The 13166-nt window shown below is 52.2% G+C and carries 15 protein-coding genes and 1 tRNA gene; 5 read left to right on the forward strand and 11 right to left on the reverse strand.

Annotation, left to right across the window (positions count from 1 at the left end; translation table 11 throughout):
• Positions 1 to 25 precede the first annotated feature (25 nt).
• Entirely contained in the window at positions 26 to 1867 is a 1842-nt protein-coding gene (gene rpoD / locus C3F38_RS24335; RefSeq protein WP_038879518.1) for an RNA polymerase sigma factor RpoD, read from the forward strand.
• Positions 1868 to 1941: 74 nt separating this feature from the next.
• Here the strand turns inward: rpoD and mug are convergent, their stop codons facing one another.
• Entirely contained in the window at positions 1942 to 2430 is a 489-nt protein-coding gene (gene mug / locus C3F38_RS24340) for a G/U mismatch-specific DNA glycosylase (RefSeq protein ID WP_055317637.1), read from the reverse strand.
• Positions 2431 to 2576: 146 nt separating this feature from the next.
• On the opposite strand from mug, the gene C3F38_RS24345 reads away from it, so the two are divergent.
• Positions 2577 to 2652 (forward strand) — tRNA-Ile (locus C3F38_RS24345).
• Positions 2653 to 2813: 161 nt separating this feature from the next.
• Here C3F38_RS24345 and C3F38_RS24350 read toward each other — a convergent pair.
• From C3F38_RS24350 to C3F38_RS24395, 10 genes are all read right to left on the reverse strand, one after another.
• Positions 2814 to 3155 (reverse strand): TA system toxin CbtA family protein, encoded by a 342-nt coding sequence (locus C3F38_RS24350; RefSeq protein WP_055317638.1) that lies wholly within the window; start codon positions 3153 to 3155, stop codon positions 2814 to 2816.
• 20 nt (positions 3156 to 3175) lie between these two features.
• The gene (locus C3F38_RS24355; RefSeq protein WP_055317639.1) at positions 3176 to 3517 is read right to left on the reverse strand and encodes a type IV toxin-antitoxin system YeeU family antitoxin; all 342 of its coding nucleotides are present in this window, start codon (positions 3515 to 3517) and stop codon (positions 3176 to 3178) included.
• A gap of 10 nt (positions 3518 to 3527) precedes the next feature.
• Entirely contained in the window at positions 3528 to 4070 is a 543-nt protein-coding gene (gene radC, locus C3F38_RS24360) for a DNA repair protein RadC (RefSeq protein WP_055317640.1), read from the reverse strand.
• An 11-nt stretch (positions 4071 to 4081) separates the two neighbouring features.
• Complete coding sequence (locus C3F38_RS24365; protein ID WP_055317641.1) at positions 4082 to 4525, reverse strand: antirestriction protein; 444 nt, start codon at positions 4523 to 4525, stop codon at positions 4082 to 4084.
• 30 nt (positions 4526 to 4555) lie between these two features.
• On the reverse strand, positions 4556 to 5377 hold the full coding sequence (locus C3F38_RS24370; RefSeq protein ID WP_055317642.1) for a DUF932 domain-containing protein: 822 nt from the start codon (positions 5375 to 5377) through the stop codon (positions 4556 to 4558).
• A 120-nt stretch (positions 5378 to 5497) separates the two neighbouring features.
• Positions 5498 to 5968, reverse strand: a complete 471-nt coding sequence (locus C3F38_RS24375; protein ID WP_055317643.1) for a hypothetical protein — start codon at positions 5966 to 5968, stop codon at positions 5498 to 5500.
• A 19-nt stretch (positions 5969 to 5987) separates the two neighbouring features.
• Entirely contained in the window at positions 5988 to 6446 is a 459-nt protein-coding gene (locus tag C3F38_RS24380; RefSeq protein WP_055317644.1) for a hypothetical protein, read from the reverse strand.
• Entirely contained in the window at positions 6443 to 7150 is a 708-nt protein-coding gene (locus tag C3F38_RS24385) for a YafY family protein (protein WP_055317645.1), read from the reverse strand. Before C3F38_RS24385 ends, C3F38_RS24380 begins: the two co-directional genes overlap by 4 nt.
• Before the next feature lie 214 nt (positions 7151 to 7364).
• The gene (locus C3F38_RS24390; protein WP_055317646.1) at positions 7365 to 8240 is read right to left on the reverse strand and encodes a GTPase family protein; all 876 of its coding nucleotides are present in this window, start codon (positions 8238 to 8240) and stop codon (positions 7365 to 7367) included.
• Between the two features lie 414 nt (positions 8241 to 8654).
• Positions 8655 to 10994 (reverse strand): P-loop NTPase fold protein, encoded by a 2340-nt coding sequence (locus C3F38_RS24395; RefSeq protein ID WP_103767442.1) that lies wholly within the window; start codon positions 10992 to 10994, stop codon positions 8655 to 8657.
• Positions 10995 to 11612: 618 nt separating this feature from the next.
• Between C3F38_RS24395 and C3F38_RS24400 the strand changes: the two genes are divergently transcribed.
• The 3 genes from C3F38_RS24400 to C3F38_RS24410 are packed head-to-tail and all read left to right on the forward strand — an operon-like array spanning position 11613 to position 13146.
• Positions 11613 to 11852, forward strand: a complete 240-nt coding sequence (locus tag C3F38_RS24400) for a hypothetical protein (RefSeq protein WP_055317743.1) — start codon at positions 11613 to 11615, stop codon at positions 11850 to 11852.
• Positions 11853 to 11903: 51 nt separating this feature from the next.
• The gene (locus C3F38_RS24405) at positions 11904 to 12194 is read left to right on the forward strand and encodes a helix-turn-helix domain-containing protein (protein ID WP_004104673.1); all 291 of its coding nucleotides are present in this window, start codon (positions 11904 to 11906) and stop codon (positions 12192 to 12194) included.
• Complete coding sequence (locus C3F38_RS24410; RefSeq protein ID WP_071934108.1) at positions 12175 to 13146, forward strand: reverse transcriptase family protein; 972 nt, start codon at positions 12175 to 12177, stop codon at positions 13144 to 13146. Before C3F38_RS24405 ends, C3F38_RS24410 begins: the two co-directional genes overlap by 20 nt.
• Positions 13147 to 13166: the final 20 nt, after the last annotated feature.

A 13166-nucleotide genomic window follows, 5' to 3' on the forward strand; every position in this document is an offset into this window, starting at 1 on the left:
TACTCTGAAGTGTGGATACCGTCTTATGGAGCAAAACCCGCAGTCACAGCTGAAGCTACTTGTCACCCGTGGTAAGGAGCAAGGCTATCTGACCTATGCTGAGGTCAATGACCATCTGCCGGAAGATATCGTCGACTCCGATCAGATCGAAGACATCATCCAGATGATTAACGACATGGGCATCCAGGTGATGGAAGAAGCACCGGACGCCGATGACCTGCTGCTCGCCGAAAACTCGAACAGCACGGACGAAGATGCGGAAGAAGCCGCCGCACAGGTTCTGTCCAGCGTGGAATCCGAAATCGGCCGCACCACCGACCCGGTGCGCATGTACATGCGCGAAATGGGTACCGTCGAACTGCTGACGCGCGAAGGTGAAATCGACATCGCCAAGCGCATCGAAGACGGCATCAACCAGGTTCAGTGCTCGGTTGCCGAATACCCGGAAGCCATTACCTACCTGCTTGAGCAGTACGATCGCGTCGAAGCGGGCGAAGCGCGCCTGTCCGATCTGATCACCGGCTTCGTCGATCCTAACGCGGAAGAGGACATCGCCCCAACCGCCACCCACATCGGTTCTGAACTGTCGAGCGAAGAGCAAGACGACGACGACGAAGATGAGGATGCTGAAGACGACGATACCGAAGACGACAACAGCATCGATCCTGAGCTGGCGCGTCAGAAGTTCGCCGAGCTGCGCGATCAGTATGAAGCGACGCGTCTGGTGATCAAGAAGAACGGCCGCAGCCACGCCAGCGCCGCGGACGAGATCCTGAAGCTGTCTGAAGTGTTCAAGCAGTTCCGCCTGGTGCCGAAGCAGTTCGACTTCCTGGTCAACAGCATGCGCACCATGATGGACCGCGTTCGCACCCAGGAACGCATCATCATGAAGCTGTGCGTTGAACAGTGCAAAATGCCGAAGAAAAACTTCGTCACCCTGTTCGCCGGCAACGAAACCAGCGATTCCTGGTTCGAAGCCGCGCTGGCGATGGCCAAGCCATGGTCGGAAAAGCTGAAAGACGTGGCTGAAGACGTGCAGCGCAGCCTGCAGAAACTGCGTCAGATCGAAGAAGAAACCGGCCTGACCATTGAGCAGGTCAAAGACATCAACCGTCGCATGTCGATCGGTGAAGCGAAAGCCCGCCGCGCGAAGAAAGAGATGGTTGAGGCCAACCTGCGTCTGGTTATTTCTATCGCCAAGAAATACACCAACCGCGGCCTGCAGTTCCTGGATCTGATCCAGGAAGGCAACATCGGCCTGATGAAAGCGGTAGACAAGTTCGAATACCGCCGCGGCTACAAGTTCTCGACGTACGCCACCTGGTGGATCCGTCAGGCTATCACCCGCTCCATCGCCGACCAGGCGCGCACCATCCGTATTCCGGTGCATATGATTGAGACCATCAACAAGCTCAACCGTATTTCGCGCCAGATGCTGCAAGAGATGGGCCGCGAGCCGACGCCGGAAGAGCTGGCCGAGCGCATGCTGATGCCGGAAGACAAGATCCGCAAGGTGCTGAAGATCGCCAAAGAGCCAATCTCGATGGAAACGCCGATCGGCGACGACGAAGATTCGCATCTGGGCGACTTCATCGAGGATACCACCCTCGAGCTGCCGCTGGACTCCGCGACCTCGGAAAGCCTGCGTTCCGCCACCCACGATGTGCTGGCCGGCCTGACCGCGCGCGAAGCGAAAGTGCTGCGCATGCGTTTCGGCATCGACATGAACACCGATCACACGCTGGAAGAGGTAGGCAAGCAGTTTGACGTTACCCGTGAGCGTATTCGTCAGATCGAAGCCAAGGCGCTGCGTAAGCTGCGTCACCCAAGCCGCTCCGAAGTGCTGCGCAGCTTCCTGGACGACTAAGTCCGGCTGCCGCACCAAAAACAAAAACCCCGGCCTGCCGGGGTTTTTTTATGCCCTGAATACGCCCCGCCACATCATTGCAACGCCAGGAACAGCTCGCGATAGCTGGCGGTAAGCTGCTCCAGCGTGGCGCGGTTCAATCCGCTGGGGTTAGGCAATACCCACACCTCGGTTTCCCCCAGCGTCAGCGCCTGCTTGCCCCAGGGCGCGTTTTTCACCCCGAAGGCGGTGGCGAACGCCTGCTTGCCCAAAATCGCCAGCGCGCGCGGCTGATAGCGCAGGATTTTCTCTTGCAGCACCTCGCCACCGCTGCGCAGCTCGTCGCGCGACAGCTCGCTGGCCGCCACCGTCGGGCGCGCCACCAGCGCGGTAATGCCGCAGCCGTTATCCTTCAGCTGCTGCCACTGCTCCGGTGCCAACTGGCACTCGGTAAAGCCGGCCTGATGGAGCACCTTCCAGAAGCGGTTGCTGCCGTTGGCGAAAGGGTAGCCCTGATGGGCGGAAGAAAGGCCGGGGTTGATGCCGCAAAACACCACCCGCAGGCCAGGCGCCAGAAGTTCCATGAGTATTGTGAGTCCATTGCAGGGATTTACTGCGGTTATCGCAAAATCCGCCAGCAATTACAACAGGCTAGAACTGTGCAGAAAAGCAACATACGGGCGGGTAACTGTAGACCGCCGCTTAAGGATTCCCTATAATCTCGCGGCTTGGCCCCTTAGCTCAGTGGTTAGAGCAGGCGACTCATAATCGCTTGGTCCCCCGTTCAAGCCGGGGAGGGGCCACCAAACAAAACAAGGAGTTAGATGAGAAATCGTCTGACTCCTTTTTCTTTGGATGCGATTTGGGTCAGGTAATGGGTCAGGTAAGGAATTACCTCCCTGTCCTCTTTATCTCGCTGCAAGCATCCCCGGATAGTGATAAAAGCCAGAAGTACTGCCCGTAATATTCACGATACAGCGTTATTACGGCTCTGTCGCAACAAGCCAGTTGCTTGTCGTGCTCGCAGGATATCTACCGCCCGAAGATAAGGGGATTGCTCCTGCCAGTTAAACCCCCTGCGATCGATACGAACCAGTTCATACTTATCCACCAGGAAGTTGACTGCATCGGCCAGGGTAATCCCGGCATCAATATGTTCCTTAATAACAGTTTCATCACTGAACGGCGTGTCGTTCAGTGTCAGGCCATAGTGCTGTTCCAGCAGGCGTGTCAGTAACATTTGCCAGACAGCCACGGGCGACAGATGGGGCTTCGCCGCCCGCGAAATTGTAGCACGTAGAGTTTTCATGTTTGCTCTTGTGGGGTTAGTTAACGTTGAGTGGGGTAAACGGCGATGTATACGTAGCCGCAACTGCCAAGTGTATCGGCTTCGCAGGTGAAACCGTTGTGGTATAGGGTGACGCAGTGGGCATGGCGAGGATTCATTTCACCATTTGTCAGCATCGATTCCATCTGGCTGATAAAATGCGGGAATATTTCATCCAACTTCAAATATTCTGCGTTAATGAATTTACCGGTAATGCTAGCCCGGTCAGCCAGATAGTGCAGTCGGTTTCCCTCCTGTACCAGACGAGCGCCAAAACAAGGCGTCACATTACGATTCAACCCCCACTGGAGAAATGAATCGTTCTCTGAGTCAGTAGATTTCATTGAAGTACCCTCATATCCAGCCTCGCTCTGCAAACGACACAATGTCCTCTGAACCAATGACCAGATGATCGAGCATGTTCACATCAACCAGTCCCAGCGCCTCCTTCAGTTTGTCAGTCATATGGCGATCGGCTTTGCTGGGCTCCGGATCGCCGGATGGATGGTTATGCGCCAGTACAACAGATGCGGCATTGAAGCGAAGTGCTGACTTCACTACCTCACGGGGATGGACCTGCACATGATTAACTGAACCGGCAAACAGTGTTTCGCTTTCCAGTAAACGGTGTTGGTTATCGAGATAGAGCACCATAAACACTTCCCGTTCTTGTCCTGCCAGCTGTAGCCGAAGCCAGTCACGGGCAGCAGTGCTTGAAGTAAAGGCTATTCCAGGCTGGCGCAGATATTTATCCAGCAGATTGATGGCCCGGCGGATGGTGCGTTGGGCATAGGGTGTCAATCCGGATGTCGCAGGAAGCAGGCAACCATGCTGGGCCATAACCGTCAGTGGAAAAAGTTCAGGCTGTGATAACACCTGGGATAATGCGGTATTCATGTCAGCATTCCTCAGTCGATTAGATGCATAATGGCGCTGCACTCTGGATGGTTCAGCGCGAAGTCACGTAAGTGATAATAGTGCTCAGTCATCGCGTCACATTCGGTACGACAGGAATGGCGGCTGTATGCCATCAGGCAGGCGACTATACCTGCCGCTTCTCCAGTAAGTTCCGCGCCGTTGCCGTTCATGCTGTTGAACAATGCCCACTTCTCATTGAGCTCTGACTCAGGAGCCATAAAAGCGCCGCCGTTACTGAGCGTCGCAAAGTTCCAGATACTACCGCGGTAATCGGCACACAGACGGTCCATCCAGCCAAAGATTCGGGGCTCAAGGGTTATCCATTGTGGGATGGAGCCAAAGTGCTGGGGCCAGAAGCCAATGCGAAACTCGTCAGGGACTACTGAGGCCGTAATTGCTGTCTGCTCAGCGAACTGAAGGTTTTGTGTATCCATCAAACTATCTCCTTATGCCGGAACTGCTGTTTAATGCCCGAAAAATTCGAGCATATTTTCTGCCATAACCCACAGGGCGCGATTGAGCTTCACATCGCCATCAATACCGGTAACAGCACGGGTGCGGCTACTTTTCCCCTGAGCGGTTCGCCCTGACAGACCTCCTTTCATCAGGTTCTCCTGCACGCGCTGGTATACGGTCCACAGGTCATCGCTGTAGTCCTCCCGGCGACGTGGGGTCAGCAACTGCGATACCGTGACCGGCTGGTGGTCCTCACCAAATCGATACTTCAGTGCGGCATTTGCCAGCGCGTGACGGGCCGGGGCTGGCAGCGCCAGCGACTGCATGGCATCGCGCTTCTCCTCCACCCGATCAAACACCCCGAGTACTTCGTAGGCTCCTTCAATCACCTTCTCGACGACATTACCTTTATGCGGCACCCGTACTTCTCCGAATGACTGGCCGCAGACCAGGCCGTTGGTACAGACGCCACGAAAAAGACCCGGCAGCATCTGGTAGCTTGATGAGCCATCATGGCTGTTAAGTAGAATGATTTCCGGCACCTGATGGCCGGTCAGTTGCCCGGCACGACGCAGGCGAAGCATGTGTTTGGTGTGCTCCCGCTTGCACTGGTCCCTAACCTTTGTCTGGCAGGCAAAGAACGGCTCAAAGCCTTCACGCTGCAGGCTTTCGAGGATGGTGATGGTAGGGATGTAGGTATAACGTTCTGAACGAGATTCATGCTTGTCACTCCCGAACACGCTGGGGACATGACTCATCAGCTCTTCGTGGGTCAGAGGCTGGTCACGGCGTATCTGGTTTATACGGCCAAAGCGGCTGGCTAATCGCATGGATAACTCCTTATCTGATAATGAAATAAAAACAAAACAGGCCATGTTCCCGAAGGAGCATGGCCTGTTGCTATCTGGTGTTGGTGCGTAGCGGTCTGGAGAGGTCTGAAATGTAAGTAACTAATCGCTGTAGTGTGTGGTCCGGCACTCACTGAGATCAGACAGCTCTTTTTGCGTATTCTTCAGGCCCGGCTTGAAGGAGCCAACTTTGTTACTGTTGACGTAAACATCGAAATTAGACGACTGACCCAGCGCGTCAATAAATGACACCCAGGCGTTATCGCCATTCCTCCAGCCGAGGGATGAAGGTAACGGATACTGGCTGTTATCCATGACCACCGTTATTTCTGTTCCGTCATCGTGAGAATCCAGCATCGTACCATTGGGCAGGGTTACTAATACGCCATGCTGCAGAATGTTCTGTTCATCCGGGTTACCGGTACAACTCAGATTAAAAACTACTTTCTCCGGGCTGGTAATGCTGTATTCGGTCACCCCCATGCCAAAACCGCTGGCCCACATATTGGGGATCGCGTGTGCGACGCCAGTGAATGCCAGTACGGCGAACAGGAAAGATAAGTTACGTTTCATGACACCACCTCTTTTTGTTTTATTCTGAATAATCGAGCACTTCGACGACTTTGCCTTTGTAGTACAAAGCAACAGACGCCAGGGTGTTACGGTTAGTAGGTTTAATAAAGCCCACTTTAAAATCGGCAGAACAGACCTGGTCGATGTTCAGTTGACCTTTGGTTGGAAATACATTCATTGCGTCACCGTTAGCACGGTCTACGACGCCGTAGAAGCCACCAGGACAGGCCTTACTACCAGTGTGGCTGGTAACAATGGCAACCCGCTTATTGGAAGAGATGGAGACAACGGAACAACTCTTTTGCAACAACTTACGTTGAGTACACCAGTAAGGCTTGTTATTCGCATTGATATCGCGAGTGTAGGCAGGGATCCCGCCATCGATACTCCCTTGGAAGCCGCTGAAGACATCAGCCTGCACATGGTTGATGTTAAACCCAACGGCAATAGCCACTAAGGCTGTGGTGAGTAATTTCATACCTGTTCCTTATGGATAAGTTGCCCGTAACTGTCGTCACAGAGCAGTGAATGAAAAACATGAAAATGAGGTAGCGCTTGTAAAAATTCGGAGCGAGACAGGATGTCCCGCACATTGGCATCAGGAGTAAAACTGTCGGGATGGGAAGTGACCGCCCGAATATCCGCCAGTGGCAGCGCGATGATGCGAGTTTGGTGCGTTCCTGTTAGATACCAGCCACCGTCATACAGAACCAGTCGGTAGGGAGCGACATCTGTATAGCAACATCCGTTGCATCGCAGGGTCACTTTCCTGCATTCCTGGACGGCATTCACCAGCCGGGTAAAGATTCCACTATCTGTGACAGCCAGAGAAGTGCTCCCCTGCCAGATGAGACAGGGGGATTCGCCCGAACCACCAAGAAGTGAACTGACAAGATGACCATCCAGCTCCGGAAACAGCGCTTCGACGCCTGACTGGCGGGCAAAAGTCATTACTACCAGTTCCCTCTGGCGACTGCCGGACAGCAGACGGCACCGGCCCTGACGATACTCGAGGTCCAGATACATCAGTCGTTCGCGGAAATCCCGGCGCAGGGTGCGGACCGACACACCAAACTCGGCGGCCAGTTTGCACATATCCAGCGTTTCACCCGCCACCAGACGACCAATAATCATCGACAGTCTGACCGCAAGCCGGTCATGGCGACGTTCAGCCTGAGTCATAAGACTTCGTTCTCCGGTAAGCTAATTCACTGAAAAGATGCGGATTAGTGTAACAAGGGGGTATGGCAGGGTATGGACACAGGAAGACGATTTTTTTAATCGGTCGATTCAAGGAATGGCGCGGTGTGCCTGGGAATTTAGTTCTTTTACCCGGTATAAAACCACCATAAACGGACAGGGTATGTCCCCGCGTTATTGACATGCCTGCATAGCGTCAGAAGAAAATCCAGTCCCAGATGATCCTGGCAACCGATACCACAGCATCACGTACGGTACGAATCGCAGTTTTCAGGGGACTGGACAAGAGCGACAATGATTCTGCCGTATCAAACACCTTTCCCACCGCTTCACCAAAACTGTCACGGGCTTGTGACTTTACCGGCTCTGTGCAGAGCCTCCCATGCAGCTGTGTCGCCACCGGGCTGGTGGCGTGGTCCGGCAGGCTGTGCATCATGTTTTCCACCATCGCCTCCATTCCCCACCCACTAAGAGCGGAGAGCACACAGACGGGATAATGCGGTTTAAACATTGCCGTGATGGCGCTCTGTTTGGCACTGAGGTTTGCCTGCTGCTGGAGTGAAGGTGTGCTGGTGGTGGTATCCCATTCATGGCTGGGTTCGATTTTGTCGGCTTGGTTGATAACAAACAGCACCTGCTTCTGGTGCGCTACCATAACGCTATGCCAGAACTGTTCGTCCACGGACAATGCGCGATCATCGGCTTTGATAACCCATAGGATCAGATCCATCTCGGGCAGAATACGGCGGTACAGCGCGGTATATTCATGATCCCGTTGCTGGTTTTCCCCCACACCAGGCAAGTCCACGATAACGAGACTACGGTCACCGCTGCGCAGGCGAAAGCGCAGTGCGTCACGGGTACAGGCGTTCACATCGCTGACAGGAGAGACCTCGCCCTGGAAGAGTTCATTACAGAGTGAGGACTTACCGGCACCGCTTTTACCCATGATGCCAATCACCGGCTCGTAGTGGGTCAGATTTTGAATACGTTCAAGGATAAGCTGGCGAAGCGTGTGCGGAAGAGATGCCAGCGGTTGTTCAAATGCCTGAAGGCCATGAGGTTTATTCATACAGAGTTCTCAGCGTGAAAAATAAAAATCCCCGCGATCCGGTATGGGATTGCGGGGGATTCACGGAGATAATATCTATCTGAAATTAATTGAATTTACTATATACAAGACGGAGGACATGTTTGATTTTACCTAATGATAAAACATACACCGCAGTTGAGCACAACTTGTATCTCATCAATGTTCTGATGGACTGCTTTTTGCCAGAGAAGACGTTCGATTTCTTATTTTTGCATTGAGTTACACGCCTTCACTGGGCAGTCAGGTTATTCTTTTCAAGTCTAAGGATGATGTGCACACTATCGGCAACTGGCTGATTTAAATTACAAAATTTATATATTTCCCAACCTTACAGTAATCCGGTATCAGCCATGTAACGTTTCGCTACACTTAGGTGCTGTCTGGAGCTACCTGCTATGAATCAAAAATGTCTTTTTCTCTCAATCCGAGCCACTTTTCGAGATATCTAAGCAGCGTTCGCAGGGCCTCTTCGTGCTCAGGGAACTGGGCAGGATTAATCGCATCACACTTAGCTTTCGCCACATCAATGCCAATAAAGTCGTCAATTGTCTCTTTATTGAAACTGTTGTGCTGCGTGGAGACGCGATCACCGTAAGTATGGCTCGTACCTCGGCTCATAAGGCGTGTGACCATGGTTGCGAAGCCCAAGTCGGATTGAATTGCTTTCCTCACCCACTCTCGGGGTTCATCCATTGAATCTGTATAGTTTTCCCAGCGATAGAGCAGTGATAAGAGATCCGGTTCAGCCATCAGCACATCGCCGTCTGCTACGCGGATCCTTATTAACCGCAACCATTCAGCTTTCATTGCCCCAACGGTATTGAGATCTAACGCTGGCTCGAAGGCTCTACTCTCACCCTCATTCCGATCGGTGGGATCGCTGAGATGGATCAGGATTGAGGAAACGGATAGCGCTTCAGTTTTACGGAGTGCTTCAAGAGCTAAACCGCCTCGAACATCCTCAGGAATCCGCTTCAGGTACCAACTTGTCGCTCGCCATGCTGCTACATATAACGAGTCGAAAGAACCGCTGTTCGTGCCTGCGAGTTTTTCAGCAATTCTGAACATTCCAGGGAGCAGAACAGCTGCGTTCTCGGTTGGTAATCGGTCGACAGATTCATCGAGCCTCGCAACGAGCGAATTCAGCAGCCCGTCAGCTTCGACGGCTGCGATTTCAGCAAAGAGTTCGTCTTCTGTCGCTGATGCATTGAGAAAATCAACGAAACGGCGCTCAGATATTTCTCCAACCGACGTTTGCAGTTCAAAGTAACGTGGGAAGTAGCGCGAAGTGCATACTCGTTTCTCCGTCAGCCACTGGCGATGAAAGCCGTCTGCATAGTTCGTCCCCCCATACGCCCATTCGAGGGGAGGAAATAAGTCTTTAAGCGCTTCACAAATGATATTGCGGCGCTCCTCTGAGACGTTCTCAAGAAGCTCCTTAGCCGCTGCTTGGTCCACCTTCCGTCGGCTATCACGAGAGTAGCGCCCTTCCTGGAGAACCAATCCTCTCTCACGAAACAGTGCATCGTGGAGGTCAGGTTCGAAGACCCGGAGTGTTTCCAGAAGCAGGAAATCTACAATGTTCACCTCGAACACGTCGCCGACCACATGCAATGGCATGTGTACAGCAATGGAAGAGATGAGACGACGTGCGTCACGCATGTTGCGAAGGAGGGGCTGGATGCAGCCAATGCAAGCGTTACCCCAGCGTCTCTGAGAGAACCCGTTGGCCTCAGTTGCGTAGAACTCCGCCATTTTAGAGAGCTCCTCCTCGAACATGCGATGCACGAACGATGCCGGGACAGCTGGTAAATCAAAGCTAGCCTGCACGACCTTTTCAAGGAAGGCTCGGCCGTCATTGTCAGCAACCGGATCTAGTGCTCGTTCTACGATACTGGGCTGGAACAGGAGCACAAAAACAATATTCGGTAGGTTAGCATTTGCCTTTACCTGCCGAAGCAACATCCTGATCTGCTCAGGTTCGAGCCGGTCAATGTCGTCGACGAAGACAACCAGCGGCCGGTCAAGTTCGCGAAGACGAGCCTCAAGCGCTGTGCGTACCTTGTCGAGAGACTCGCCGCTATGGTCACGCCCGAGATACGATAGCACGCGTCCGAGAAGAGGCACTCCGACCGAGAGAAAGGCAAGAACAGCTGCAACCTTTGCAACTGTCGGAAGGTCATATCCAATAGCCGACGCGATCGCTATAACCGAGGCATTTGTGAGAACTGTTGAGATTAGAAGGCCTGAACTCCCTGCCTCTTTAAGAGGCTTACTAACCCCGGTAAGGATCGCTCCGTAACGTCGCAGTGCTTGGGCACGGTCGAGTGCTGCCTTCGAATGCTCGCCTCCCAAACGATCTGCTATCTGGCCAAATAGCGCACGGGCGATTGCGTCGCCGTCTCCCCATTGCCATGGGTTAAAGTCGAGCCAGTCCGCTCCACTGCTCTTGGCATCGAGCCGTTCGGTGATAAGATTTTTCAGTGATGATTTGCCGAAGCCCCATCCCCCACGAATAGCGAACACTCGGCCTTCGCGCAAACTAAGCTCCGAAAGCACGTCGGCTATACGAGCCGCGAATCCGGACCTTCTAAGGCGATCTTCGGATGCTGTCCGAATCGGCGCTTCAGCCCCAATCCCTCCGTCCGGCTGCTCATTCCTTACCATATCAGCATTAGGCTTCGCGCGACGGCGAGCACGCCATGCCGCCAGACGAAACAACAGCTTACTCATCGCACACCATCTCCCAAAAATGCATGTATCAATCGTCCTATTGTTAGAAGCTTCACTGGTTCACAGACAGAGCAAGTTAAAGCCCGTGCGAGCCTTGTCTGCACAAGTTCAACTTATTACGTAAGCAAACTGAAGGGGACCCGCTGCAAACGCAAACCAGTATAGCGGTTCTGTCTACTCAACATGAAGCCGCAGATAAAAGGTGTACTGAACAGGCAATAGAATTTCACTGACAGTAAAATTCTATTGCCAAATACCGAAAGGAATGCTTTACTTATCACAGGTCAGGCGTTCCGCCTGAGCTGTGTTCTTTAAAATGATTGTTCTCATCGTAACAGCGAAGGTCTAGCGTAATTGCCTGCTTATCAGGCCGCTCCTTCATCCGGTGTTGGAGATTTTGACGGGCAGACTAGCGTCATCGGTCAGTCTGAAGCACGTTCGTCATGATGGTGATTTGTAGCCAGTCGCGATACACGGCTACTAGGCAACTGCACTATCGGAATTAACGGGGCTTCATCGTCGCGAAGACTGGTGTTGGGCTTGCGCATCGGGTTGGCTCCTTTCGGCCATCGCCTTGTTACGGGGCTTCGGCGTTTTGCCGATTCAAAGGAGAGCAACATGAATCACGATACTTTAAAGAACACCATCGCAACGCTTGAAAAGCTGCGCGATGCTCACTGCAGCCAACTCGATGCTGGCGCTCTGGCAGAGCTGGAAGATGTATTGCGTCAGTTACGCATACATCTTGACAGCCCGGTAAGAAGCGGGTTCCGGTTTGACGATATCGTCTTCCGGGCACTGCGTATTATTGACGTTGTAGTTCGTTTGATCACAAACATTGATGATTGGATGAAATAATGCAACAGAGCCAAGACGCAGCAGGCCCAATATTTATTTGCGGAGTTAATTATGAATATCGGACAGGCTATCAAGTTATGCAGAACCAGAAGGGGAATATCACAGACGGATTTAGCTCGGAAGGCAGAATGTTCTGTTTCTTATCTTTCCATGCTCGAAAACAATAAGCGAGATCCGACGCTTTCAACCCTTAACAGCATTGCTTCTGCTCTCAACATTCCTGTTAGCATTATTTTCTTTATTGCAGCAGAGGCCGGTGATCTTAACGGTATTGATAAAGGACTCCAGGGAGAACTTGCGCGTACTGCGTTGGAGCTGCTTAATGATTCACACTCCGTCTGACTCCCCCTTCTATAGCAAACGACGCATCAGCAGTATGACAGCGCTATCAAAAGCGCTGAACATCTCTCCTATCGAACTCCTTAATCTAGCCAATCGTGCGGACCATATGTACCGACTCGCCAGCACGATCACTAAGCCTGACGGAAGTACGCGCCAGACTTGGGATGCATATGCACCTCTAAAAAAAGTACAACGCAATATCAGGCGCAATATTCTTGATTACGTTGTTTATCCAGCATATTTGACAGGTAGTCTGAAAGGTTGTGATTATAAAACCAATGCAACTTTACACGCTGGTTCTACGATTGTTATTAATGAAGATATCACGCGTTTTTTCCCGTCAACTTCAGACACAATAGTGCATAACATATGGCAACATTTCTTTGGCTTCGATAATGAAGTAGCTGAATGTTTAACCAAGCTGACGACCCGACAAGGGGAACTACCTCAGGGTGCCATCACTAGTTCATTTCTGGCTAACTTGGCGTTTTGGAAAGATGAACCGGCACTGCAAGCCAGTTTTCGAGCAAGAGGAATAATTTATTCCCGCTACGTTGATGATATCGCCGTCTCGTCAGTAAACTTTCTTGATAAACCAGCTAAAACGAATGTGATAGCCTCGATTTATGGCATGCTTTCCAGGCATGGTTACCAGCCTAAACGAGCTAAACACGAAATCAGAACATCTGGGCAACGGATGGAAGTTACCAAACTTTCGGTGAATTCAAAACCCGGTCTCTCTTCCGCTAAGCAAAGTCAGATACGATCGGCAGTCCATCATTTGGAGCAAGCCATTCTTAGGGGCGAAATTATCGAGTTCGATAAGGGCCCTTATGCACAAACATTGGGACTAGTTCATTTATTGGCCAGATTCCATCCTGGCAAAGCAAAAAAACTTAAACAGCGCTTGCTTGCTCTTAAGAGTGCGGGGCGCACGAATATGTATCCATAGTGTAAGAACCAGGGCAAAAA

This window comes from Serratia sp. SSNIH1, assembly GCF_002935055.1.
Taxonomy (GTDB): Bacteria; Pseudomonadota; Gammaproteobacteria; order Enterobacterales; family Enterobacteriaceae; genus Serratia; species Serratia nevei.

Excerpts from the sequence above, each read along its gene's own strand:
- rpoD (WP_038879518.1), top strand. The coding sequence starts at position 26 with ATGGAGCAAAACCCGCAGTCACAGCTGAAGCTACTTGTCACCCGTGGT.
- mug (WP_055317637.1), bottom strand. The coding sequence starts at position 2,430 with ATGGAACTTCTGGCGCCTGGCCTGCGGGTGGTGTTTTGCGGCATCAAC.
- C3F38_RS24350 (WP_055317638.1), bottom strand. The coding sequence starts at position 3,155 with ATGAAAACTCTACGTGCTACAATTTCGCGGGCGGCGAAGCCCCATCTG.
- C3F38_RS24355 (WP_055317639.1), bottom strand. The coding sequence starts at position 3,517 with ATGAAATCTACTGACTCAGAGAACGATTCATTTCTCCAGTGGGGGTTG.
- radC (WP_055317640.1), bottom strand. The coding sequence starts at position 4,070 with ATGAATACCGCATTATCCCAGGTGTTATCACAGCCTGAACTTTTTCCA.
- C3F38_RS24365 (WP_055317641.1), bottom strand. The coding sequence starts at position 4,525 with ATGGATACACAAAACCTTCAGTTCGCTGAGCAGACAGCAATTACGGCC.
- C3F38_RS24370 (WP_055317642.1), bottom strand. The coding sequence starts at position 5,377 with ATGCGATTAGCCAGCCGCTTTGGCCGTATAAACCAGATACGCCGTGAC.
- C3F38_RS24375 (WP_055317643.1), bottom strand. The coding sequence starts at position 5,968 with ATGAAACGTAACTTATCTTTCCTGTTCGCCGTACTGGCATTCACTGGC.
- C3F38_RS24380 (WP_055317644.1), bottom strand. The coding sequence starts at position 6,446 with ATGAAATTACTCACCACAGCCTTAGTGGCTATTGCCGTTGGGTTTAAC.
- C3F38_RS24385 (WP_055317645.1), bottom strand. The coding sequence starts at position 7,150 with ATGACTCAGGCTGAACGTCGCCATGACCGGCTTGCGGTCAGACTGTCG.
- C3F38_RS24390 (WP_055317646.1), bottom strand. The coding sequence starts at position 8,240 with ATGAATAAACCTCATGGCCTTCAGGCATTTGAACAACCGCTGGCATCT.
- C3F38_RS24395 (WP_103767442.1), bottom strand. The coding sequence starts at position 10,994 with ATGAGTAAGCTGTTGTTTCGTCTGGCGGCATGGCGTGCTCGCCGTCGC.
- C3F38_RS24400 (WP_055317743.1), top strand. The coding sequence starts at position 11,613 with ATGAATCACGATACTTTAAAGAACACCATCGCAACGCTTGAAAAGCTG.
- C3F38_RS24405 (WP_004104673.1), top strand. The coding sequence starts at position 11,904 with ATGAATATCGGACAGGCTATCAAGTTATGCAGAACCAGAAGGGGAATA.
- C3F38_RS24410 (WP_071934108.1), top strand. The coding sequence starts at position 12,175 with ATGATTCACACTCCGTCTGACTCCCCCTTCTATAGCAAACGACGCATC.